General features: G+C 48.0%; 26 protein-coding genes. 14 read left to right on the top strand and 12 right to left on the bottom strand.

Annotation, left to right across the window (positions count from 1 at the left end; all coding sequences use genetic code 11):
• Positions 1–160 (bottom strand): transposase (locus WG89_RS32945; protein WP_172806691.1); only part of this gene is annotated, 160 nt, incomplete at its 3' end.
• Positions 161–331: 171 nt separating this feature from the next.
• Between WG89_RS32945 and arsB the strand changes: the two genes are divergently transcribed.
• Positions 332–1354, top strand: a complete 1023-nt coding sequence (arsB, locus tag WG89_RS15515; protein WP_062267735.1) for an ACR3 family arsenite efflux transporter — start codon at positions 332–334, stop codon at positions 1352–1354.
• Between the two features lie 179 nt (positions 1355–1533).
• Entirely contained in the window at positions 1534–2043 is a 510-nt protein-coding gene (locus WG89_RS15520; RefSeq protein WP_062267737.1) for a cyclin-dependent kinase inhibitor 3 family protein, read from the top strand.
• A 35-nt stretch (positions 2044–2078) separates the two neighbouring features.
• Here the strand turns inward: WG89_RS15520 and WG89_RS15525 are convergent, their stop codons facing one another.
• Positions 2079–3476, bottom strand: a complete 1398-nt coding sequence (locus WG89_RS15525; RefSeq protein WP_062267739.1) for a sodium:solute symporter family protein — start codon at positions 3474–3476, stop codon at positions 2079–2081.
• Positions 3477–3608: 132 nt separating this feature from the next.
• Here WG89_RS15525 and tkt point away from each other — a divergent pair, with 132 nt between their 5' ends.
• Complete coding sequence (gene tkt, locus WG89_RS15530; RefSeq protein WP_062267741.1) at positions 3609–5606, top strand: transketolase; 1998 nt, start codon at positions 3609–3611, stop codon at positions 5604–5606.
• A gap of 97 nt (positions 5607–5703) precedes the next feature.
• Here the strand turns inward: tkt and WG89_RS15535 are convergent, their stop codons facing one another.
• From WG89_RS15535 to WG89_RS15545, 3 genes are all read right to left on the bottom strand, one after another.
• On the bottom strand, positions 5704–6633 hold the full coding sequence (locus WG89_RS15535) for a hypothetical protein (protein WP_153301625.1): 930 nt from the start codon (positions 6631–6633) through the stop codon (positions 5704–5706).
• A 412-nt stretch (positions 6634–7045) separates the two neighbouring features.
• The gene (locus tag WG89_RS15540) at positions 7046–7696 is read right to left on the bottom strand and encodes a thiopurine S-methyltransferase (protein ID WP_062267745.1); all 651 of its coding nucleotides are present in this window, start codon (positions 7694–7696) and stop codon (positions 7046–7048) included.
• A 10-nt stretch (positions 7697–7706) separates the two neighbouring features.
• Positions 7707–8891 (bottom strand): multidrug effflux MFS transporter, encoded by a 1185-nt coding sequence (locus WG89_RS15545; protein ID WP_062267747.1) that lies wholly within the window; start codon positions 8889–8891, stop codon positions 7707–7709.
• Positions 8892–8986: 95 nt separating this feature from the next.
• Here WG89_RS15545 and WG89_RS15550 point away from each other — a divergent pair, with 95 nt between their 5' ends.
• The 7 genes from WG89_RS15550 (at position 8987) to WG89_RS15580 (ending at position 17090) form a co-directional block, all read left to right on the top strand.
• Positions 8987–9757: an AraC family transcriptional regulator gene (locus WG89_RS15550; RefSeq protein WP_062267750.1), complete on the top strand. Its 771-nt coding sequence runs from the start codon at positions 8987–8989 to the stop codon at positions 9755–9757.
• 280 nt (positions 9758–10037) lie between these two features.
• Positions 10038–11294 carry a Bcr/CflA family multidrug efflux MFS transporter gene (locus WG89_RS15555; protein WP_062267752.1) on the top strand — a complete coding sequence of 419 codons (1257 nt, stop codon included), beginning with the start codon at positions 10038–10040 and terminating at the stop codon, positions 11292–11294.
• A gap of 139 nt (positions 11295–11433) precedes the next feature.
• Positions 11434–12447: a type I glyceraldehyde-3-phosphate dehydrogenase gene (locus WG89_RS15560; RefSeq protein ID WP_153301628.1), complete on the top strand. Its 1014-nt coding sequence runs from the start codon at positions 11434–11436 to the stop codon at positions 12445–12447.
• Positions 12448–12778: 331 nt separating this feature from the next.
• The gene (locus tag WG89_RS15565) at positions 12779–13942 is read left to right on the top strand and encodes a phosphoglycerate kinase (RefSeq protein ID WP_062267756.1); all 1164 of its coding nucleotides are present in this window, start codon (positions 12779–12781) and stop codon (positions 13940–13942) included.
• 130 nt (positions 13943–14072) lie between these two features.
• Positions 14073–15053, top strand: a complete 981-nt coding sequence (gene modA / locus WG89_RS15570; protein ID WP_062267758.1) for a molybdate ABC transporter substrate-binding protein — start codon at positions 14073–14075, stop codon at positions 15051–15053.
• Between the two features lie 400 nt (positions 15054–15453).
• Positions 15454–16086, top strand: a complete 633-nt coding sequence (locus WG89_RS15575) for a transcription termination/antitermination NusG family protein (protein WP_062267759.1) — start codon at positions 15454–15456, stop codon at positions 16084–16086.
• Positions 16086–17090, top strand: a complete 1005-nt coding sequence (locus WG89_RS15580; protein WP_062267761.1) for an alpha/beta hydrolase — start codon at positions 16086–16088, stop codon at positions 17088–17090. The genes WG89_RS15575 and WG89_RS15580 overlap by 1 nt, the downstream gene beginning before the upstream one ends.
• Here WG89_RS15580 and WG89_RS15585 read toward each other — a convergent pair whose 3' ends face one another.
• Both WG89_RS15585 and WG89_RS15590 read right to left on the bottom strand, forming a co-directional pair.
• Positions 17091–17654: a flavodoxin family protein gene (locus WG89_RS15585; RefSeq protein WP_062267764.1), complete on the bottom strand. Its 564-nt coding sequence runs from the start codon at positions 17652–17654 to the stop codon at positions 17091–17093.
• A 14-nt stretch (positions 17655–17668) separates the two neighbouring features.
• Positions 17669–18079: a VOC family protein gene (locus WG89_RS15590; protein WP_062267766.1), complete on the bottom strand. Its 411-nt coding sequence runs from the start codon at positions 18077–18079 to the stop codon at positions 17669–17671.
• A gap of 112 nt (positions 18080–18191) precedes the next feature.
• Here WG89_RS15590 and WG89_RS15595 point away from each other — a divergent pair, with 112 nt between their 5' ends.
• Positions 18192–18821 (top strand): helix-turn-helix transcriptional regulator, encoded by a 630-nt coding sequence (locus WG89_RS15595; protein ID WP_062267768.1) that lies wholly within the window; start codon positions 18192–18194, stop codon positions 18819–18821.
• Here WG89_RS15595 and dsbB read toward each other — a convergent pair.
• Together dsbB and WG89_RS15605 are read right to left on the bottom strand one after the other, a co-directional pair.
• On the bottom strand, positions 18805–19359 hold the full coding sequence (gene dsbB / locus WG89_RS15600) for a disulfide bond formation protein DsbB (RefSeq protein WP_062267770.1): 555 nt from the start codon (positions 19357–19359) through the stop codon (positions 18805–18807). The genes WG89_RS15595 and dsbB overlap by 17 nt on opposite strands.
• 136 nt (positions 19360–19495) lie before the next feature.
• Complete coding sequence (locus WG89_RS15605; protein WP_062267772.1) at positions 19496–20104, bottom strand: thioredoxin domain-containing protein; 609 nt, start codon at positions 20102–20104, stop codon at positions 19496–19498.
• A gap of 150 nt (positions 20105–20254) precedes the next feature.
• Between WG89_RS15605 and nfo the strand changes: the two genes are divergently transcribed.
• Positions 20255–21094: a deoxyribonuclease IV gene (gene nfo, locus WG89_RS15610; protein ID WP_062267774.1), complete on the top strand. Its 840-nt coding sequence runs from the start codon at positions 20255–20257 to the stop codon at positions 21092–21094.
• 39 nt (positions 21095–21133) lie between these two features.
• Here the strand turns inward: nfo and serA are convergent, their stop codons facing one another.
• From serA to WG89_RS15620, 3 genes are all read right to left on the bottom strand, one after another.
• Positions 21134–22363: a phosphoglycerate dehydrogenase gene (gene serA, locus WG89_RS15615; protein ID WP_062267776.1), complete on the bottom strand. Its 1230-nt coding sequence runs from the start codon at positions 22361–22363 to the stop codon at positions 21134–21136.
• A 110-nt stretch (positions 22364–22473) separates the two neighbouring features.
• Entirely contained in the window at positions 22474–22638 is a 165-nt protein-coding gene (locus WG89_RS31215; protein ID WP_172806828.1) for a hypothetical protein, read from the bottom strand.
• 157 nt (positions 22639–22795) lie between these two features.
• Positions 22796–23056 (bottom strand): DUF4404 family protein, encoded by a 261-nt coding sequence (locus WG89_RS15620; RefSeq protein ID WP_062267777.1) that lies wholly within the window; start codon positions 23054–23056, stop codon positions 22796–22798.
• 151 nt (positions 23057–23207) lie between these two features.
• On the opposite strand from WG89_RS15620, the gene WG89_RS15625 reads away from it, so the two are divergent.
• Positions 23208–23870: a fumarylacetoacetate hydrolase family protein gene (locus WG89_RS15625; RefSeq protein ID WP_062267804.1), complete on the top strand. Its 663-nt coding sequence runs from the start codon at positions 23208–23210 to the stop codon at positions 23868–23870.
• A 77-nt stretch (positions 23871–23947) separates the two neighbouring features.
• On the top strand, positions 23948–24340 hold the full coding sequence (locus WG89_RS15630; protein WP_062267779.1) for a response regulator: 393 nt from the start codon (positions 23948–23950) through the stop codon (positions 24338–24340).

Raw genomic sequence — 24340 nt, forward strand, 5'->3', positions numbered from 1 at the left:
CTTTACAAGAATATCTCTGTCTGTCAGGCTGTGAATCGTCCTTGCCTTGGCGGGTTATGTCTGAGCTGGCACAGTGTGGGCATTTCACCCCGTCAGGCCAGCGAATCTGGCGTATCTGTTCAAAGCACTTGGCGTTGTCGAGGAGGTCATAAAGTTTCATGACACTTTTGTACAAGAAAACGTCTTCTATTCATAGTCAAATAACTCGTCCTCAACCAGCTCCCCAGAATCCATTAAGAGCCAACCTTTAAATCCCTGACTCAGACTTGATCAGGGATATTTCTCACAACAATTAATCGTTATTCGACGATTAGCGAAGAAGAGATCAGCCATGGGTATTTTTGAACGTTATCTCAGCATTTGGGTGGCCCTGGGCATTCTTGCAGGGCTTTTCGGTGGCCTGCAGTTTCCTCAACTCTTTGAAGCCCTTGGGCAACTGCAGTACGCCAGCATTAACCTGGTCATAGCCGTACTGATCTGGCTGATGATTTACCCCATGATGATGCAGGTGGATTTTTCTGCCATAAAAGAAATCCATCGACGTCCAAAGGGCCTGGTTGTCACCCTTACCATCAACTGGCTGATAAAGCCCTTTACCATGGCATTCCTGGCGGTGCTGTTTATGCGTCACCTGTTCGCTGACTGGATCAGCCCGGAACTGGGTACTCAATACATTGCCGGTATGATTCTGCTGGGTGTTGCTCCCTGCACAGCTATGGTGTTCGTATGGAGTCAGCTGACCAAGGGCGATCCAAACTACACATTGGTTCAGGTCGCTATTAATGATCTGATCATGGTGGTGGCTTTTGCTCCTCTGGCTGCTTTCCTTTTGGGGGTTACCGAAGTATTTGTGCCATGGGAAACCTTGTTGCTGTCTGCCGGTTTGTTTGTTGTCATTCCCCTGATTGCAGGCTGGTTGACCCGAAAAGCAGTGCGCAGCGAAGAGACTCTGAGCCGTTTTTCAGGCCGTATAAAACCCTTCTCTATTCTGGGACTGATCGGCACAGTTATTCTTCTGTTTGGTATTCAGGCCAAAACCATTATTGCCAATCCGCTGGATATTTTTCTGATTGCCATTCCCCTGATCATCCAGACCTACCTGATTTTTGCGATCACTTATTTCTGGATGAAGAAGTGGAAGCAGCCCCATAACATTGCTTCTCCCGGTGCCATGATTGGTGCTTCCAACTTTTTTGAACTGGCGGTTGCTGTGGCCATCAGCCTCTTTGGCCTGAACTCCGGTGCTGCACTCGCAACAGTGGTAGGTGTTCTGGTGGAAGTGCCCGTCATGCTGTCACTGGTCGCCTACTCTAACCGTACACGACAGTCATTTACTGAATTGAAGTCTGCCTGATCAGCGAATTTCTACCCATAGGGGGAGTCACCCTCCTCTGCTTACCCTCAGAAACCCGTTCGGGCTGAGCCTGTCGAAGCCCAATACCACGACCCTTCGACAAGCTCAGGGTGAACGGAATCCAAGTGTAAATTGGGAAGTTGTTTCGAGACAAATCCTTACAATTTTGAGAAAACATTATGAATGCTACTCACCCTTTCTGGTTCATTGCCCTGCCTGAAACAAGTGCAAAGCTGGTACTGACCCCTTGCCCAGGTACTAAAGAGTCCTCTCTGCCAGAAGCTTTGAGTGTGCTGAAAGATCAGGGTGTCAGCGCCATCCTGACTTTGATGACCACTGAAGAAATGGAGAAGAACCAGGTAGCTGACCTGGAAGCAGAAACTAACAAATCCGGTATGAAATGGTTTCACCTGCCCATTGCAGATGATCAGGGGCCAACAGAAGTTTATGCAGCAGCCTGGTCAGCAGCAGGTCCTGAAGTCCATCAATTATTAAATCAGGGCCAGTCGGTTGCCATTCACTGCAAAGGCGGCTCAGGCAGAACTGGCCTGGTGGCAGCCCAGATTATGCTGGAAAGAGGTATGGAGCTGGATCACTCCATCAAGCTGATCAAGGAACAGCGCCCGGGAGCATTCAGCTCACCTCAACAACAGGAATACATTCAGCAGGTGGCTGAACGCATTCAATAAGCCATGTTTTAGGTAGCTGATCTTTAAGAAAAGGGTCAGCTACCTGAACCCACAGCAACTTTAAGACTCAAACCACTGCCTTTCAAATACAAAAGACACAAGATACAAACAGTGTTGGCGAGAATACCTGCAGGTAAGGCCCCTGGCTCCAAAGAGGGGTCGGATACCACCAGCTTCCAAAACAAAACCATGGCAACACCACAGATGACAGGGCAATAGAAGAATGATCTGGGTAGCTTGCGGTAATAAAGCGTCAATAACAGAGTAGGAAACAGCGTAGGTCCCCACAATTCAAAGCTGGCTAGAAGAATATCGAGAATGTCGTTCATACCGTAAGCCAGAGCAATGGCTATGAGTCCTGCCAACAAAGTACACCAGCGCCCGGCCTTGAGTTTTTTCTGCTCCCCCAGGTTGTCTTTATAAACAGGAATCACATCATTCACACAGGCGACAGCGGCAGTATTCAGATAGCTGTCACAGGACGACATCACAGCTGCCAATAAACCCAACAGCATCAACATTTTTAACCCTTCGGGTGCTTCTGCCAGCAGTAGACTGAAAGTATCCTGAGCTGGCCGACTGTCATCTATCTGACTGGCAATAAGCCCCAGGCTGGCTGACATCAGAATAACCAGCAGCACTACAAAAGCAGCTATCACTAAAGCATTCCTGGCCTGCCAGGGGCTTTTGGCCATATTAATTCTTTGTACCGATACCGGGATCAAGGCATCACCAAAAAGAAAGCCTATAAATAGAAAAGTCAGGCTCAGTAACGATAAATTCTCAGATGAAGAAGTAATGTCCTGCCGGGCCACTTCAATAAATGCCTCTTTCCCACCCGTTGCGCCTACTCCCCAGAGCACCATTAGAAAAAGCGCTGAAAACAACAGTGCGGCTTGAATTACATCTGTTCGCACTACAGATTTAATGCCACCCAGAGCACTGTAGATAATCACTATGCCAGATAGCAGCAAGCCAGCTTCAACACGCCAGTCCAGCAACAAGAGGGAGGCGACTCTCTCCATCGCCACAACCTGGGCACTGATGATACCGATACAAAAAGCGATCCAGATCAAACCACACAGGCAACGGATTTTCTGACAACCATAAGCCTGACCAAACATTTCTCCGGAAGAGAGACAGTCACGCCATAAATAAACTCTTGGGGCCAGCCAGGCAGTGAACAACAGCTGGGCAACAAACCCCATACAGGCGAAGGAGTAGGCAAAACCTGAAACATAGGCTTTTTCAGCCCCACCCATTAACTGCCCCGCCCCCACACCGCTGGCCAGAGTCGTGGCATAGAGCGTCCAGACCCCAAACGAACCACGATCAAGTGCAAACACAGAAAAGCTTCGAACTGAACGAACGTGTTTCAGGCTGATCAGCAAAAAGCTGATAGAAAAGGTCAGTAGCAACCATACTGCCGTCATAAAGAATCCTTTTTATAGGTAAATTTTTCAGAGGGGTAAGGATAGACAGAGATTGAGATTTCAGTTTCTGACTGAAGGCATTAGAATATGCGCCTATTCTAAACAGACTGGATCTTCGGAGCCCTGATTCCTATGTCCTCACGTCGTGAGCTAGCCAACGCCATCCGCGCCCTGAGTATGGACGCTGTACAGAAAGCCAAGTCCGGACACCCCGGTGCCCCAATGGGTATGGCTGATATTGCTGAAGTACTGTGGCGTGATTATCTGAATCACAACCCGGCTAACCCGGAGTGGGCTGACCGCGACCGCTTTGTACTGTCCAACGGTCACGGTTCCATGCTGCTCTACTCCCTGCTGCACCTGAGCGGTTACGACCTGTCTATTGAAGACATCAAGAACTTCCGTCAGCTGCACTCCAAGACTGCCGGTCACCCTGAGTACGGTTACGCGCCTGGTATCGAGACCACTACCGGCCCCCTGGGTCAGGGCATCGCCAACGCTGTAGGTATGGCGGTTGCTGAAAAGACTCTGGCTGCACAGTTCAACCGTGAAGGCCATGACATTGTTGACCACAACACTTATGTGTTCCTGGGCGACGGTTGCATGATGGAAGGTATTTCCCACGAGGTTTGCTCTCTGGCAGGCACTCTGGAACTGGGCAAACTGGTTGCTTTCTACGACGACAACGGCATCTCCATCGACGGTGAAGTAGAAGGCTGGTTCACTGACGATACTGTTCAGCGTTTTGAATCCTACAACTGGCACGTTATTCCTAATGTTGACGGCCATGACCCTGAAGCCATTCGCGCCGCTATCGAAGCTGCCCGCGCTGAAACCACTAAGCCTACCCTGATCTGCTGCAAGACCATCATTGGTTTTGGTTCTCCTAATAAGGAAGGCAAGGAAGACTGCCACGGTGCTCCTCTGGGCGACGAAGAGATCAAACTGACCCGTGAGCGTCTGGGCTGGAAACACGACTCTTTTGAAATCCCACAGGACATCTATGCCGAGTGGAATGCCAAAGAAGCAGGTACCGCTAAAGAAGCAGCATGGAACGAGAAGTTCGCTGCTTACCAGACTGCTCACCCTGAACTGGCTGCTGAATACGTTCGTCGTCAGAAAGGTGAACTGCCTGAAGACTTCGATGAAAAAGCGACTGCTTACATCAAATCCTGCCAGGTAGAAGGCGAGAAAGTCGCCAGCCGTAAAGCTTCCCAAAACACTCTGAATGCTTTTGGTCCTCTGCTGCCAGAACTGCTCGGTGGTTCTGCTGACCTGGCCGGTTCCAACCTGACTCTGTGGAGCGGTTCCAAAGGCGTTAAGCCAGCTGACGCCAGCGGCAACTACGTGTTCTACGGTGTGCGTGAATTCGGCATGACCGCCATGATGAACGGTATCGCTCTGCACGGTGGCTTCGTACCTTACGGTGCAACCTTCCTGGTATTCATGGAATACGCCTGCAACGCGGTTCGTATGGCTGCACTGATGAAGCAGCGCCAGATCCAGGTTTACACTCACGACTCTATTGGTCTGGGTGAAGACGGCCCAACTCATCAGCCTGTAGAACAGATTGCCAGCCTGCGCCTGACTCCAAACGTCAATGCATGGCGTCCATGTGACACCGTAGAATCTGCTGTAGCCTGGAAACACGCTATCGAGCGTAACGACGGCCCAAGTGCCCTGATCTTCTCCCGTCAGGGCCTGCCATGCATGCACCGCGAAGATCAGCAAGTTTCTGAAATCGTCCGTGGTGGTTACGTTCTGAAAGACTGCGAAGGCACTCCGGAACTGATTCTGATTGCCACAGGTTCTGAAGTTGAGCTGGCCATGAACGCCGAAGCCAAACTGACCGAACAGGGTCGCAAGGTACGCGTTGTTTCCATGCCATGTACTGATGTCTTTGACGCTCAGGATGCAGAATACAAGCAGAGCGTTCTGCCTCTGGAAGTACCTGCCCGTATCGCTGTTGAAGCTGCGGCTGCTGACTTCTGGTACAAGTACGTAGGCCTGGACGGACGCGTAATCGGCATGACCACCTTCGGTGAATCTGCTCCTGCCAGCGACCTGTTCCCGTACTTCGGATTTACCGTTGAGAACATTGTTGCTGCTGCTGAAGACATTCTGGACTGATATATGTGAGGGAAGTTTTCCCTCTCTTCATTCCTGAAGTTAATAACGATAAAAAGGCAGAAGGCTAAAAGTCTTCTGCCTTTTTTTATAAATTAACTTACCAACTCACTCCAGAAGAAGGAGTACTATGAAAGGCTCTGCTTTTTATCGATTTTTCCACTAATTGATCCACCAGGGATTTATCTGAGCAATCATTGCTACCTGCTCCATTACTGCCTCCTCCTGTATTTGAGCCTTCTCCCCAATTACACAGTGTTCCACAACAGCTTGGTTGAGGTGTATCTTCTTTACTACTATCCACGTAATGCTTATTAGGTGGTGGTGGATCTTCGTCATCGTCTTCATCCCGACGCCGATTCTCCTTGAACCAGGCTTCATGCTTCACCACGGTATAAAGATCGGCCAATGTCACCAAACTAAGAACCAACTTGAATACCCGACTCTGTTCTTTCCCCTCTTTGTTGTATTTAACCCGAAACACAGTTGTGAATGCCGAAACATTTAACATGGAGAATGAAACACCCACCTGTGGCCAGACAACATCCTCAGCAGGCAAGGAGATCTGGATAGTGTGCAATTCCTTTTGGATACTTACATGACTATTATTGACAAAAAACTGTAAGTCTCCTCCTTCCGGAAGATCGGGTTGCAATGCCGCCAGAAGTGCAAAAGCTATGGCCGTAAAAGTATTAGTCTCATCATTGGGAAGGTATGTAGCCTCGGAATCCACCTCAAGATCCGACAGTATCAAGACATGGTCGACCTCTTTACCGGCACCATGCAGGGTCTGAAACCCCAGTCTCTTTATATCTTCATCAGAAAGGGACATTTTGCCTGCTGCATGCTGAGCCTGAAACTCGGTTTGGCTGAACTCAATAGTGACTGTATCAACCACTTCTTCCTCTGGCTTATCAGGCTTTGCTGCTTCAGGATCAGACTGGTCTGCCTTCAGCTTGGTTTCGGTGAGAGTGATCTTTTTGTTCCAGGGAAAGTTTGGTGAGAAAAAAGCATTCGCTTCATTGAACACAAGCAGCGTTCCAAGAAATAAGAGAATTGGAATCGATTTATGTAAGAAAACATGACTGCAAATCTTCATGACATTTACCTGAATGACATGGTAATCCTGAGTTTGCATTCTAGATAATCTCAATTAACCGGTCGCCCAATATTTCTCTGCTTATTATTTTTAAAATCGCTATCACGAATTAAAAAAGAACTGACTACTAAGACAGAATTACAATAACCAGCTATCAACTTATAAAGATTAAACCCGCTTTTTCTTAATAAGAATATCTATAACCTGTTAGCGACCACATGCTCAATTTCAAACGTTGCGGCTAAAAGCGCATTACAGAGATATTATCTGTCGTATGTTTTTTTTGACAGGAAGTTAAGTGAGCCCACCCGACAGAACTATTAAGCTTGAGACTGGTATCGACTTAACGTCGAACCAGCCTGTATACCGCCTCAGTCAGCTCGTTAACACCTTTTTCCTTCAGGTTGGTTGATGCAGCAGAGGTATGGGACTCAAGCTTGTGAACTTCGAACCAGGGTGAAAAAAGTTCTCTGACTTCTGGCTCCCGGACTGAGAAAGGAGGGCCTGGAACCAGATCCTGATCGTATTCAACAGTGATCAAAAGGCCTTCTTTTAAATCAGGGGCTGTTTGCATCAATTGAGTCACATACTGTTTTCTCATTGTTTGTGGCAGAGCAATCAGAGCCGCACGATCGTAGAAAACGGTGCTTTGCACAGAACCTTCGGGCAGCTCAAAAAAGTCCCCTTCAAGGATATGAATGTCATTAGCCTGCCAGTGTCGGTATGCCTGATGATCCTGAATTTCAGGCTGCAGGTTCTGTTCTTGATAAAAAGCCTCAACCGCCATTTTCACCAGTTCAGTGCCAATAACTTCCAGGCCCTGTTGTTTGAGCCAGATCATATCCAGACTTTTACCACACAGAGGCACCAGTACAGATTGGGCACCGGATTGATCCAGCTGTGGCCAGTACTTCAACAATGATTCATTGTATTCTGGTCTGTGGAAACCTATACGACCTTCTTTCCAACGAGTAACCCAGTCAGCACTCTTCATTTATTTCCTCTCAAGCATTGGATGATCTGATTTTGGCGATTAGCACTAACACACCACTGATGACAGCGAAGCTCACTGGCATATACCAGAGTTTATTCTGATACGCGACACTTAACGCTCCCAGTCCGGCCATGATTATCAGGTAATATGAAAAGCCTAATAGAGCTCCTGCTGTGCCCAGTTGAGCTTTATAGTCGACCAGAGCGGTCCCCAGAACATTCGGTATTGTCAGCCCAAACCCTGTCACAATAAGAACCATTGGCAGTAAAAACAAGATAAGGTGAATCTGAGGAGACTCAAAATAGATCGAGCTGATAAGCCCTTGTAAGAGGCTGCCAGCCAAAGCCAGGGTACATCCCCAGCGAATCAGTTTTTCTGTGCTGACCTGCTGAATCAAAGATCGGTTGAGCAGAGCGCCGATGGCGGTACCCAAAGCCATCAGCAATCCGGAAACACCAAACACTCTTTGAGAAAAGCCCATTTCTGCAATAACGAAAGGTCCCAGGGTATAGTATCCAAACAGCAATATATTCATGCCCGAGACCAGCAATACTGAACAGACAATACGACGATCACAAATCATCTTCCCAGCAAGGGCGCCCAATGAGAGACGATTATGATCATTGTCTGCCTGAACTTTTTGAGTTTCAGGCAGTTTAATCAAAGTCCATATCAGCAGCATTACAGCCGAGCTCGCCAGTGCAAAAAGAACGCCTTGTAATCCATTACTCTCAGCCAAAATACCTCCCAGGACAGGCCCAAGAGTGGGAGACAATGACAGAGCGACTCCCACCAGAGAGAAGAACCTAGCTAGCTCTCTTCCTTGATAACAGTCACGAATAACGGTCTGAGTCACGACAGAGCCCGCACTGGCACCAAAGGCCAGTGCAACTCTGGCTATCAGAAATCCCCAAAAGCTCTGGGCCAGAACCGCAGCAAGCGCTGATATGCCATAAATCACAAGAGCGGCGATCATGGATTTTCGCCTGCCGATCCGGTCTGCCAGATACCCCCAGCAAAGTACTCCCACTGCAAAACCGGCAAAATAGAGACTCATGGTCAGTTGGGCCATATTACTGGCTACTGAAAATACTGCTGACACTCCAGGTAAAACTGGCGAATAAACTGTTTCGCTGAACTGTGGAAAAACAAGCAGTATCAGAATCAACAGGATGCCAGGACGATGCGCTTTCATAGCGGCCCCTATTTGAAATAAAGCCGCTACTTTAGAGAGAACTGAATAGCCGAGTTATAATCAATCAGACAGAAAATGTATCAGAGTGGACAACCTTGCCCCTTATCACCGAGTCAGAGCTTTTTAACCCTGATGATTGTTCACAACCTGTCGTGGGCCTGGCTATCAACCATGGCAAACACGACTCGGGTTTGCACAACCACAAGAGAGCTCAGCTGCTTTATGCAGTCAAAGGCTGTATGAGTATCAGCTTTGACAAAAAGATCTGCATACTGCCACCCACCAGCGCAGTGTGGATTCCACCGGGTGTTGAGCACAGAGCCAGTATGTCAGGTGAAACATTCTATCGCTCACTGTATTTTGACTGTCAGTGCTTTAACCATCTCCCCACCCGGGAAAAAGTCATTGAGGTCAACCCTCTGCTACGGGAACTGATTGAAAGAGTTGCCTCCTGGTCACTGGAAAGATCCTTGAGTCAGACAGACCTGGAACTGGTCAGTGTTCTAATCAGTGAATTCTCTACACCAGAAGCCTGCACCCTGTTTATACCCACACCGTCTGATAAACGACTGAGGATGATTGTTGAGGATTACCTTCTTAACCCGGACTGCCAAAAAGAGCTCTCACACTACGCAAATCTATGCGGAGCCAGTGGCAAGACGTTAACGCGCCTGTTCAAAAAAGAAACAGGCATGACATTCCAGGCGTGGAAACAACGACTCCGGGTGATTCACGCTATTCGCTTTCTGGGGGAAGGCCAATCGGTCTCTCAAACAGGACAACGGCTGGGATTCTCAAGCGATAGCGCATTTGTACATTTCTTTCGAAAGCATTCAGGTGCAACGCCAGGCAAATACCCACACTAAAGCCTGCTTCCAGAAACTCTTTACGACGAAGTTTAATTCACCAACTACTTATGTCGTCTGTCATTGAGACTTATTTCTAATTCGCCTATTTGCCATATTTTTTTATCTCAATAACATCTAAAATGGCCTGCTCTTCTGTATACGACAGCAAACCTCTTTTCTCCCTCAACCCTGCGACGGCTGTGTCGCAAACCCGCGTCTGCGGACTTCAGACAGAAGGAACACAACACAAAACCCTGATGACAACCTATTGACCCAATCGCATACCCAAGGAAGTACCATGACCATCAATATTGAGAACAGGAGCGATAAGCTACTTTTCATACTGACCCTCGGCGCCTTAACCACACTTGGCCCACTGGCCATAGACCTTTACCTCCCTGCAATTCCAGCCATTGCAAAAGAAATGGGAGAGCCCCTGAGCATTATCCAGTACACCCTCAGTGCCTACACCATCGGTTTTGCCCTTGGCCAGTTATTGTACGGACCACTTTCAGACCGCTTTGGCCGCAGAAAAATAATGTTTCCAGGCCTGGTCGCGTTTCTTATTACCAATGTTCTGGCCGCACTCTGTGAGACTGGCCTGCAACTGATTATTGTTCGAATTCTTCAGGCCATGGCCGGTGCTGCCGTAATGGTGACCATTCCCGCTATGGTTCGGGACCTGTTCCCACGTCAGGAAAGTGCTAAAGTCATGTCGTCTATTTTGATGGTCATGACCGTTGCCCCACTCATTGCGCCTCTGCTAGGCGGCCAGATTCTTAAATTCCTGGGCTGGGAAAGTCTCTTTATTTTTCTGGCAATACTGTCTGCACTGGCCATGGTTCTGGCTATCTCAAGAGTACCGGAAACCCTGCCAGACGATAGAAAGCTGGTGATTCCTCCCAGACAATTATGCCTGACTTACCTGTCTGTCCTGAAAAACCGTGAAGCCATGGGTTGTATTCTTTGCCACGCATTTTTCTTTGGTGGCATGTTCGCGTTTATTGCCGGATCACCCTACGTGTATATCGATCTGTACGGTGTGAAGCCGGAAAACTATGGCCTGCTGTTTGCCGTTAACATTCTGGCCATGATGGCCATGAACATGATCAACATCCGCCTGATTGGTCGCCTGCAGCTGTTCAGCATCCTGAAAACCGGTAGTATTCTTGCCGCTATCAGCTCGGTGATAATGCTGGTTACCGCCAAGCTGGAAATCGGTGGGCTGGTTGGACTGATGATTCCTATTGTGATTTACATCAGCTGTATTGGCCTGACAGGCCCTAACTCCAATGCTCTGGCCCTGTCACACTTTCCGAAATCTGCAGGCACAGCTAATGCCATGGCCGGAGCACTGCGCTTTAGTATTGGCGCTGCTTCCTCTGCAATCGTTGGGTTGTTCCATAATGGTACGGCAATACCAATGGCAGCCGTAATGGCCGTTTGTGGCTTGTTGTCCGTCGCCTCCCTGTTGCTGGTTAAGAATCAGGGGATTCCCCAGGAAGACCAGATACTGGAAGGTGCTCTCACCTCAGAAGCCAAAGCTTCTGTCTGATACAGCCACTGTATAAAAACTATTTTGCCCTGATATGAAAAATGCCGGGGCAAAATATTTTTCATCTACGATAAGTATTCAGCCCACAATAGCGCTTATAATACGGGCTCAATTCAGCAGTAACGGACCTGACAGCAAGATTATGTATCGAATAGCCATCAACGGATACGGCCGTATTGGCCAGTGTGTTCTTCGTGCTCTTTACGAGAATGGCTATCGTAAAGACTTGCAGGTGGTGGCCATTAATGAACTGTCTGATCAGGATACTCTGACTTACCTGACTCGCTATGACACCACTCATGGCCGCTTTCCGGCCAAAGTAGAATCCGCAGAAAATCAGCTGATTGTGGCTGGAGACCCGATTAAACTGCTTCATGAAGCCAGACCCGAAACGATTGACTGGAAAAGCCTCGACATTGACCTGCTGCTGGAATGCTCCGGCTCATTTAACGAAAGACATCTGGCTGAACAACACATAGAGAGCGGCGCCCGAAAACTACTCTTTTCACAACCTGCTCAACCTGATGTGGATGCCACTATTGTTTATGGCATTAATGAGCAGGATCTGGATCGTGATCAGCGTATTGTTTCCAGTGCTTCCTGTACCACCAACTGCATTGTGCCTGTCATTAAAACCCTGAACGACGCACTGGGTATTGAGTACGGTAGTATCACAACTATTCACTCAGCCATGAACGATCAGCCTGTGATTGACGCTTATCACCAGAGTGATCTCAGGCTTACCCGCAGTGCCCTGCAGTCCATCATTCCTGTAGATACCGGTCTGGCCAAGGGCATAGATAGATTACTGCCTGATTTGCAGGGTTGCTTTAAAGCCAATTCTGTCCGGGTGCCCACCATTAACGTATCCTGTATGGATCTTTGCATTCACGTAAAACAGGAAACTACAGAAGCAGAAGTGAACAGAATTCTGGAAAAAGCTACCCATGGTCGTCTCGAAGGGATTCTGGGTTTTTCCAATGAACCTCATGCATCTGTGGACTTCAACCATGATGCCCGCTCCTGCATTGTTGATGGCACCCAGACCAAAGTTACTTCCGGAAAGCTGGTTAAATTGCTTTGCTGGTTTGATAACGAATGGGGCTTCTCCAACCGGATGCTGGATGTTGCCAGCTACTGGTTAAAAAAGTAATTATGGACGCAACATGAGTGGGAGAAACATTTTTTCATAGCCCCTAAGGATATAAGCTTCATTACAAGCTGGGGAAACTCTATTTTCTGCTTCGCATGGAATGAATTAGTTTCCCTTCATATCTTCAATACTGCCCAGAGTTAAACATTAATCCTGATCCTCTTCGTTAACTCCTGAAAACCCTATTGATTCACGTCATATCAAGCGAAAGGTACGTACCGACTGACTTATTTTTGTGCTATTGTCCGTGCAAATTCTACCCTTCAGTACTGCTGTCTATCCCTGATGGCAGTCGAGCCTTCATTGAACCCGTGCATAGGGAGAGACCCTGATGAACGTATTGAAAATGACCGACCTGGATCTGTCTGGCAAACGTGTCCTGATCCGTGAAGACCTGAACGTTCCAGTCAAAGACGGCAAAGTCACCAGCGACGCACGCATCCTTGCTTCCCTGCCTACCATCAAACGTGCTCTGGAATCCGGAGCCAAAGTCATGGCTACGTCTCATCTGGGTCGCCCAACAGAAGGCGAATACGATGAGCAGTTTTCCCTGAAGCCTGTTGCAGATTACATTGGTAACCTGCTGGGCAAAGAAGTACGCCTGATCAAAGACTGGGTTGACGGTGGCTTTGAAGTGGCTGAAGGCGAACTGGTCATTCTTGAAAACGTACGTTTTAACAAGGGTGAAAAGAAAGACGATGAAGCGCTGTCCAAAAAAATGGCAGCCCTTTGCGACATCTATGTAATGGATGCATTCGGTACGGCTCACCGCGCTCAGGCATCTACCCACGGTGTCGGTAAATTCGCTGAAATTGCCTGTGCAGGCCCTCTGCTGGCAGGTGAACTGGAAGCTCTGGGCAAGGCTCTGGGCAAGCCTGAGCGTCCAATGTGCGCTATTGTAGGTGGCTCCAAGGTTTCCACCAAACTGACTGTTCTGGAATCCCTGTCTGACATTTGTGACCAGCTGATTGTAGGTGGCGGTATTGCCAACACCTTCCTGGCCGCTGCAGGTCACAACGTTGGCAAGTCCCTGTATGAAGAAGACCTGATCCCGAATGCCAAGGCGCTGATGGAAAAGGTGGATGTACCCATGCCTGTAGACGTGATCTGCGGCAAGAAGTTTGACGAAAATGAACCCGCTGTCGTTAAACTGGTCACCGAAGTACAAGACGACGACATGATCTTCGACGTGGGTCCTGAAACCCAGAAGCTGTTTAACGAAGTGCTGAAGTCCTCCAAAACCATTCTGTGGAATGGCCCTGTAGGCGTATTCGAATTTGACCAGTTTGGTGAAGGCACCCGCTCCATGTCTCTGGCCATTGCCAAGTCTGACGCTTTCTCTATTGCTGGTGGTGGTGACACTCTGGCTGCTATCGACAAGTACGGAATTAAAGACCGTGTGTCTTATATTTCTACGGGTGGCGGCGCCTTCCTGGAGTTTGTAGAAGGTAAGAAACTCCCGGCTGTAGCTATGCTGGAAGAAGCCTGCAAATAACCAGGCGGTAGACTTCACGGGCAGCCAGAGCTATCTCGGCTGCCCTTCTTTCCTTCATTAATACTTCCTGCACATATCCACATCTGAACTAAGCTCTGTAACTTCACTCACCGCATTGTGGAGAAGAGTCTTGCTTCAGTTTCCTCCCCGACAACATTTGGGCTTCTTAACTAAAATCAGATTCATTTCTTCACCTCCAACTTTCGTCATTATTCTTGGCTTATTCCTCGCCATCGGTGCCAATATAACCCGCGCAGATACACTGAAGGTTGCTGTTGCATCCAATTTTCATCACGTTCTGGAAAGCCTGAAAGAAAAGTTTCAGTCCCAATACGGGCATACTCTGGATCTTCACTATGGTGCTTCGGGTGATCTGAAAGATCAGGTCAGTGATCCCGCTCGAAAGTTTGATATGTTTCTTTCTGCAGATAATGTCAAAACCGCAGAGCTTGAGCAGCAGAATAAAGTGCTAGAGCATTCCAGAAAGACTTATGCACAGGGCTTACTGGCGTTCTGGCATGGGCAAGGGGTTTTGGTTAAACCTGAGAATATAAAAACCTACATCACTGAAAACAGTCCACCCGCGATACACATCGCTGATCCCGAAGATGCTCCCTACGGGCATGCGGCTAAATCTGTTCTCCAGCAATATGAGCTTTATCAATCACTGAAAGATCAAGAAAAACTAATTGTCAGTGACCATGTCAGCGAAGCATGGACGAATGTACAGAACGCGTCCGACGCAGGCTTCGTGCCGGCATCTCTGGTGATAGAAACCGATGGGAACGGCAATGTAATTTTCTTCCCTGTAGGCGTAACCCTGGTACCTCAATCTCTTTATACACCTTTGCTGCAGGAACTGGTGATTATCAAGTCAACAGAGCATGAAGCGGCTGCAAAATCACTGTCTGACTTTCTACTTGCCGATGATACTCAACAATTTATAGCGACCAACGGCTATCTGAGAGCCCCTGTCGAGACTGATGCCTCAGGGGATATGGCAAGCGCGGCAACAACTGTTCACAACCATGAATCCTTTTTCTTAAAAGGCATGCTGGTTTTAGCTGCGATAAAATATGGCACTCTGCTCATCAAGGCTATTGTGCTTTGAGCCTTACTAGGAGCCTGACTGAGAATAGCGTCCGAGCATAAAATTCAGTAGAACGAGGCTATTTTTTCGATGGATTTGTGCGAATAGTTGACCTATTTAAGCAAATTCATCGGAAAAATAGGCCGTTCTTTCTGGATTTTAGGCCGGACTGTCTATTCTCGGTCAGGCTCCTAAACATAAAACTGAGTTTAATTAACGCTTATGGCTGCTATACATGTTAAGCGGTGCATAGTTCAGCCATGGGAATTATAATAACTATCTTTGAATAGAATTTGCGGTGTAACTGCTCAAATCGCAGCCAATTAGCTAGATAGTCCCAAAAGGATGAGTACTCACAAGACTTCTCATCCTGACCATCTGGTAGTGAGCTACGCAGCAGAAAAGCATTCAGGGATTTAGTATGCAGAGTAAAGAGTGCTTGGAAGAGGGATGGTACCTGCTCAAAACCAGACCCCGTCAAGAGCAGAGAGCCCAAGAGAACCTCGAGACTCAGGGATTTGATGTCTACTGCCCGTTCGTCAAGATGCGTATCAAGGGCCTGCTGAAGGAAGAGATTCTCTTCCCCGGCTACGTATTTTTGTACCTTGATCTCAAGGATCTTGACCGATACCACAAAATTCGCTCCACACGGGGTGTCAACGAGATTGTTTACTTTAACAGGATTACCCGTCAGCTCCACAAGGATGGTCGTTTGAGCAAACGCCAGGAACAGGATGTACAGGCTTTGCTCCCCAGACCAATCCCAAATGGGCATGAAGTAATTAAGGATATCCGGCTGATTGTCGAAGCCCTGAGCAGTGATGCCCAGGAAACTGGCAAGGTCGTCGGCTTCACTAAAGGCGATAAAGTGATCATGAACCACCCTCTCTACCGGGAGCTGGAAATGACCTTTATGGCCGACCTGGGTTCAAAACGCGGCCTGATTCTGGTGCAATACATCAAGAAGCAGCGCAACCCTGAAGGCGACACTGTCTGTGAAGTTGTTTCGCAGAAAGAAATGGAAGTCAGACTTGAGGATCTGGAAAAAGCCTGATGATAGAAAGCCTTGAGCCCAATGCTGGCAAAGAGCGCCCTGCGCTGAACCCCGAGCACCTTAGGGAACAGATCAAACCACTGACCTTTCCTTTAGAAGCTCAAGGCCTTTCCTCTTCCATGAGTCCAGATATCAATGAGTATCTGGACTTTTACGGCATTCACTTTGAAGCCCTGTTTCCAGATGTTCGCCACTATTTAGGCAGCATCGACAGCTGTGGTTACAGCATCTCCTGCCACCTGTTTGAAAAACAGGATGCCAAAGGCACATTTTTCCTTCTGCATGGTTACTACGACCATGTAGGGCTTTACTCCAGAATCATTCAATTCCTGCTGGAACAGGGATTCAATGTGCTGGCCTACGACTTACCGGGTCATGGACTCTCCAGCGGCAAACCTGCCACGATTCCAGACTTCTCCATCTACACATTGGTATTGGAAGACATACTGACACATTGTCAGGGTCAGCTGCCCCAACCCTGGCATGCCTATGGCCAGAGTACAGGCTGCGCCATTCTCACTGATTGCCTGATAACCCGGGAAGCTCACCAAAAACCCACCCCTTTCCAGAAGGTAGTTTTGTCAGCCCCTCTGGTAAGACCCTGGATGTGGAACCTTGGTCGACTGCAGCTGAAACTGGCTAAGTTTTTTATCACTCAACTGCCTCGTAACTACACGGAAAATTCCAGAAAGAAATCCTTTTTGGAGCTTTCGCACAACGACCCGTTATCACCGGATATTCTACCAACCCAATGGGTTCTGGCTATGGATCGCTGGATCCGACGTATTGAAACCAGCAAAACCCAATCCCCTGTCAGCCCATTTATTGTGCAGGGCACTTTTGACCGCACGGTGGATGCCAAACACAATATCCCGATGCTCGAAAAACTCTATACCGAACCCAGTGTCTATTATCTTGAAGATGCCAGGCATCACCTGCCCAATGAACTGGACGACACCATCGATGATTACCTCAACTGGCTGACCAAAAAGCTGGCTGAGTGATCAGGCTGCTGCCAACTTTCCAGCCAAATTGGCTACCCGGATACCCAGTTCTACAGCAGTTCTGTAGTCAGCAATGTCCAGCTCTCCTTCTTCAGCCTGAGCAATCAGGCCACTGCTCGCCCCTAATCGATTGACCTGCTTTGAGCGCAATGAATCTACACCTGCCCAGTGCATACCATGCTGACCAGCCATGACTTGTAGATACTGGATTGTTGAATGCTGCTCGCCACTAGGGCTTCCTCCCACAGTAAATCCAGCGGCTACTTTGTCCAGCCAGGCTCTCCGATACCAGAGCTCACTGGAAGCATCAACAAAAGCCTTGAACTGTGCGGCGACACCTCCCATGTAAGTCGGCGAACCAAAAACAATGCCATTGGATTCAGTCAGCAGGGACATGACTTCATCATTTTTATAACGGCCTTCAATAATATCTTTGCCGGAAAGCTTCACTAATACAGCTTCTGATCCGGTCACAGAGTTCACTCCCTCGGCAATGGCAGCAGCCAATTGCCCGGTGGTACCAGAAGCTGAATAATAAACGACAGAAACTCTATTCTTTTCCACAGCTTAATCCTTGCTTAGTAGTTATTTCTTTTTGAAGAGTCATCGGTTGAGTATTCAATGAACTCCCACTCCATTCCATTGCCGTCTGAGTAGTAATGACGTCTGCGGAACTCTCCCTCTTCCTGAAACTCAGGAAGCAGTTCATAGCCTTTCTCCTTGAGCCTTTGATCCAATTCATCCAGCTGTTGAACCACAAAACCAATATGGTTTACGCCATAGTGACTGTAATCCGGTCTTTTGGCTTCACCTTCCGGATACTCATTCAAAGCCATGTAGGTGGTGTCATTGCCAAAGTGAACCCAGCGACGACCACGAAACTCTCCACCCCCTCTTACCCTGAAATCAGGAAAAGCCGCGCCCAGGATACGAGTTGCCTCATCGATTGAGGGGACTGTGATATTGGCGTGTTCGAGATATGCGTTCATAACTCCCTCCAGATATATAAAGTTTTTTGTTTACATATTTAGATTATGACACAACTCACAGTTTGTAAAGCTTTTTATTTACTAATTAGAAATACCTTCATATACTGGAGTCATGAAAAGTGAAAAAGCCCAAGACAAAATTCTCCAGCTCCTGAAAACAGAAGGTGCAAAAACAGCTGTTGAGCTCGGTAAGACTCTCGACATCACCAGCATGGGTGCCAGACAGCATCTGGAACGCATGGAGAAACAAGATCTGGTTACCAGTGAGGAAGTCAGTAAGGGGGTGGGTCGTCCAAAAAAACTCTGGCTACTGACAGAGCAGGCACAATCACACTTTCCTGATCGTCATGATCAGCTCACCGTCGATATGCTCATATCAATTAAGGACGTATTTGGTGAGCAAGGGCTGGATCAGTTGATAGAGCATCGCTCAAAATCAACGGCTAGGCAGTATCATGAGGCGATTGACCCACTTGGAGACCTGGAAAGCAAAGTGAAGATGCTGGTTAAAGTGAGATCGGCTGAAGGCTATATGGCTGATTATGAGGCTACCGATAATGGCTTTATTTTCTATGAAAACCACTGCCCTATTTGTTCAGCTGCGTCTTCCTGCCAAGGGTTTTGCCGTTCAGAGCTGGAGGTCTTTGAAAGCCTGTTTGCAGGGCTGGCAAAGGTTGAACGCCTGGAGCATATCCTCCAGGGCGCTCGGAGATGCACTTATTCGATTACTTCGACTTCCTGAAAAGACTGACCAGACAGAGCATATACGCTGCTACGTAAACGCTGAAGATGAATGTCATCCAGTGAGCCATATTCATGCCCAGGAACAACCAGCCGTCCTGTCCACAAAAGCCGGAAGGCAGGAACATCTGAGGCCACCATTCATACAGGGGTAGATCGAATGGGAACGTAGGCAGAGCCTTACAGGTCATAAACAGGTCTTCAGACGAGTAGTAGCCCAGCATCTTGATGGATGCGTCCAGGCCATAGGCTGCACCGGCAATCCAGATAACATAGCCCACACCTCTGACCAGCTTATTCCTTGGAGCCACCAGCATGATCAAAGCTGCCATCCCAATCAGCAGGACAGCAAGACGCTGATAAACACATAGTTCGCAGGGGTCCAGGTACATAACGTACTGGAAATAAAAAGCTACGGACTCCAGAAAAACTGCGCTGATCAACATAATCAGCCAGGTGGTTCTGGCATTTTGCCAGTCACGGATAGCCCCCAGGGGGTCGGTTCTGAAATCAGTCCAGAGATGGGATAGTTTCGTCAAAACAGTGCTTCTCCAAAAGCCTGTATATTCTTCTGAGTATGTCGGAGTCTCAAGTCAAACTCCGTCAGATAAAGATACTGTATGCGTCAGATGAGTGTAAGACAGATTACAAGAAACTGACGGAGTTCAATAGTGCTTACAGGGTCAGTAAGTAATCAATCAGTGCATAGAACTGATCAAAGGAACGAATGCTGTTCATATTGACCAGATACTGGCCATTAACTACAAAACTGGGCACAGATGGCAGCGCCTCTTCGTACATTTTCCACTTTTTCAGGCGAGCCTGCACAGCAGGGTCTTTCAATCCCTTCTGAAACGTTTCCTTACTCATGCCACTTTTCTCAAGAGTGGCAAAGAAGGCTTTTTCATTTTCCCACTCGCCGGCACTGTCTTTCTGAACGGCTTCAAAAAGAGCATCTTTTATTTTCTCAGCCTGAGCAGTCCCCTGAACAATAGCCAGAGCCTCACTGGCACGATCGCCAAACTCAGCCACATAAGCGATATGCTTTTGTTTAAATTCGACATCTTTTCCCGCCATCTGCGACTTCACGCTATCAATCATCTCCTGATCCCAGCGGTAGCAACTGTGGCAATAAACAGAAAACACTTCGGTCAGTGTGGGCTCACTGGATTTTTCAAAGCTGGCGGGTAGCCGGGTATAGTCTTTACCTTCCACAAAAGCTTTTGCAAAAACGGTCATAGGCAGTGCCAACAACAAAAAGATCAGGGCTAACGGTTTTTTCACAAAGGGGTTTCCTGTTCACTCAATACGGACTGCTATCAATATCACCCTGAGGTAAAATCGTTCTCCATTCGACGCGGGTGGCTTGATTCAGATATTCAGCACTCATCCTCCATCAGTTTTCCTGATGGCCATATAAGGACTTAGACCTAAATGAAATTCATTGGCGCTCACGTGAGCGCAGCCGGTGGTGTAGAGAATGCGCCCCTGAACGCCCACAAGATTGGCGCCTCCGCTTTTGCATTGTTTACGAAAAATCAGAGGCAGTGGAAAGCTAAGCCTCTGACGGAGAAAAACATTCAGCTGTTCAAGGAACGGTGTGAAAAGTACGGCTATAAGCCTCAGCAAATTCTTCCCCATGACAGTTACCTGATCAATCTGGGACATCCTGAGCAGGAAGCATTGCAAAAGTCTCGTGATGCCTTTGTGGATGAGTTGCAGCGCTGCATGCAACTTGGCCTGGACAGACTGAATTTCCACCCCGGAAGTCATTTGAGAAAAATGGATATATCTCTGTGCCTGTCTCGAATTTCCGAATCCATCAACCTGGCTCTGGATCAGAGTGAAGGGGTGATAGCGGTTATCGAAAATACCGCTGGTCAGGGCAGTAATCTGGGCTGGCGGTTTGAAGAATTATCCGAGATTATTGATCAGGTAGAAGACAAAAGCCGGGTAGGTGTCTGCCTGGATACCTGCCATACCTTTGCCGCTGGTTATGATTTGAGAACACAGGAAAGCTGCGAGAAAACCTTTTCTGAGTTTGAACAAACTGTGGGCTTCCAGTACCTCAAGGGTATGCACCTGAATGACTCCAAGTGTGAACTGGGTTCAAGAAAAGATCGCCATCACAGCTTGGGGCAGGGAGAAATTGGCTGGGAAGTGTTCCGATACATCATGAAAGATGACCGTTTCAACGGTGTTCCCATGGTATTGGAAACCATTGACGAAACGATCTGGCCTGATGAGATTGAAGCATTAAAGATGATGCAGTAAGGAGAGTTCTGGCCGGACTGAATCCGGCCAGAATGAAGATCAGTAAAGAATCCGGCAGCGAATAGTACCTTCGATTTCTTTCAGCTTCTCCAGTGCAATTTCACTGTGATCCGCATCGACATCAATCACTACATAACCGACGGATTCATTGGTTTGCAGGAACTGACCACTGATGTTGATATCGTTCTCAGAGAACACCCTGTTAATCGCCCCCAGAACACCTGGAATATTCTCGTGAATATGCAGAAGACGATGCTTCTCAGGGTGGCCTGGCAGTGAAACTTCAGGAAAGTTAACAGACGACAATGTTGTGCCATTATCACTGTACATAATGAACTTCTCGGACACTTCACGACCGATGTTTTCCTGAGCTTCCTGAGTACTGCCACCCACGTGAGGTGTCAGAATCACATTATCCAGACCACGCAACGGGCTGATAAACTCATCATTGTTAGAGCGAGGCTCTTCAGGGAATACATCAATCGCGGCACCCAGCAGTCTTTTGGTTTCAATGGCTGAAGCCAGGGACTGAATATCAACAACGGTACCCCGGGAAGCATTGATCAGAACACTGCCTTCTTTCATGGCAGCAAACTGCTCTTCACCAAACATCCATTTAGTGGCAGGCGTTTCAGGTACGTGCAGGCTGACAACATCAGACATGGCCAGCAGGTCGTTGAGATTACCCACCTGTTTGGCATTACCAATGGAAAGCTTAGTCACTACATCGTAGTAATAAACGTCCATGCCCATAGACTCAGCCAGAACACTCAATTGGCTACCAATACTGCCATAGCCAACAATACCCAGCTTTTTGCCACGAATTTCATAGGAATTTGCGGCGCTCTTCTGCCAGCCACCACGATGGGCTACGGCATTCTTTTCAGGGACACCGCGTAACAGCAGGATAGCTTCAGCCAACACCAGTTCAGCTACAGAGCGGGTGTTGGAATAAGGCGCATTGAAAACCGGGATACCCCGTGCGGTGGCTGCACCCAGCTCAACCTGGTTGGTACCGATACAGAAGCAACCCACTGCAATCAGCTTCTCTGCAGCGGCAAAGATCTCTTCGGTCAGTTGGGTTCGGGATCGAATACCTACAAAATGTGCTTCGGAAATCCGGCGCTTCAGCTCATCTTCTGGCAGGGATTTGGACACATAATCAATATTGGTATAACCGGAAGCTTCAAGCACTTCCACAGCAGACTGATGAACTCCTTCCAGAAGAAGGAATCGGATCTTACTCTTGTCCAGGGAAATAGAAGGCATAACAATAGCTCAGATGTCTTATTATCTACTGTGAAAATTATTTCATCCTGAATGGATACGAAATAATTTCCTTAGCTCATGGCTGCAGAACAATCTTTTCAAGGATTATTTCACTGACCAAAGGCCGTCTTGCCCATGCAGCACTCATGAACTTCGATGACGAATTCTGCCGTACTGCGCAGTTGGCAAAGTTGTCTTTTTTCGCCACAACGTCTCTTTTCAATAAGGATGCCTGAAAAGAATTCCTGCTCATGGCTGGGTACAACCGGAGTCACTCTGTAGCGCTGGAATAGTTATAGTAGCTAGTTTTATAACCTACCGGGCTGGGGATAATAGCATACAAAAGAGAAACACCCTTACCCTAAACGGATAAACCCTGTATTTATCCACTACAGGGCTTAAACCTTGGATATAGAGCGGTTATGATGTGGCTCAGACACCAATGCTCGAAAGCGTGGTCAGTATCTGCCTGATAGCCTGTGACAGTGCAGGATGTTCTTCTGAGAACTTGATCGCTTCCTGCTCCAGTTGTTCATTATAATCCTGCAGGGGAATCTCTCCTTCTGCCTGAGCCAGAGCCAGCTGGAGTTCATCGGTAATTTGCTTGAGAGCACCTGCAGTACAATCATCCACAGGTTGACCTTCAAGGAGGTCATGCAGATTCTGGATATTGATATGGAGTTCTTCGGACATGGCGTGCTCCTGTGATCAGGGAAACCTGGAAACTAAAGCCTGTACTGTGAATGATAGCCTCAGCAGGAGTACCCGGCTGACAAATACTGATGATGCCCCAGGCCATGAGCAAAATAAAAACACAAGAAAAAACAAGCAAGAAGGAAGCCTTATGAAGTACAGGCACCACTGGCTAAGTGGCGACCGTATCGATCTGCCTACGGGAAAAGTAGTCTGCGTAGGTCGCAACTACGCAAAGCACATTCAGGAATTAAACAATCCGCTGCCCGATGATCCCGTCCTGTTCATCAAACCTGCCACCTCTCTGGTTCCCCTGGAAGCGCCTTTTCCTATTCCCACTGATCGAGGAGAAGTTCATCACGAAACGGAAATTGCCATCCTGATAGATACTCGTCTTCAGAATGCCAGCGAAGGTGAAAGTATTGATGCCATCAAGGCATTGGGTCTGGCTCTTGACCTGACTCTGAGAGATGTTCAGTCACGCCTGAAAGCCAAGGGGCTCCCCTGGGAAATAGCCAAGGCCTTTGATGGCAGCTGCCCGGTTTCCGGCTTTATTGCCAAGGAACATTTACCCAACCTTGATGACATTCACTTCAGTTTGAAAATTAATGGGGAAACCCGTCAGGAAGACACATCAGCCCATATGCTGACCTCCATCACAGGATTGATCAGTTACATCAGTCGTCATTTCACTCTGGAGCCTGGTGATATTGTTCTTACGGGTACACCCGCTGGCGTGGGGCCACTAAAGCCGGGAGATCAACTGGAACTGGCTATTTCTGAACGTTTCACTGTGACTACATCCTGTTTGTAATCTTTGGACACTAAAGAACTCGGCTTTTCTTCAGATATTGATAATAGAGAAATCAGGCCACAGGCAAGGGAAAGCCAGTGTCAGCCCAGGAAGCATATAACCTCCACATACTGGTTGTAGAAGACAATCAGGTAAACCAGATGGTAGCCAGAAAACTGCTGGAAAAGTTGGGTTGTACTTGTGAAGTGGCTGAAAATGGCCAGGAGGCACTGGATGTTCTGGACTCTGAAAAATCCTTTGACCTGATCCTTATGGACTGCATGATGCCTGTGATGGACGGCCTGGAAGCCACTGAAAAAATCAGAGCCTCCGGCCAAAACTATGCCAATATTCCCATTATTGCCTTCACCGCCAATGCCATGGAATCGGATCAGATTGCCTGTAAGTCAGCGGGCATGAACGATTTTATGGACAAGCCTGTTACCGTCGCCAAAATGTCAGAAACACTCGCCCGCTGGGTAAAATCCTGA

The organism is Endozoicomonas arenosclerae, assembly GCF_001562015.1.
GTDB lineage: Bacteria > Pseudomonadota > Gammaproteobacteria > Pseudomonadales > Endozoicomonadaceae > Endozoicomonas_A > Endozoicomonas_A arenosclerae.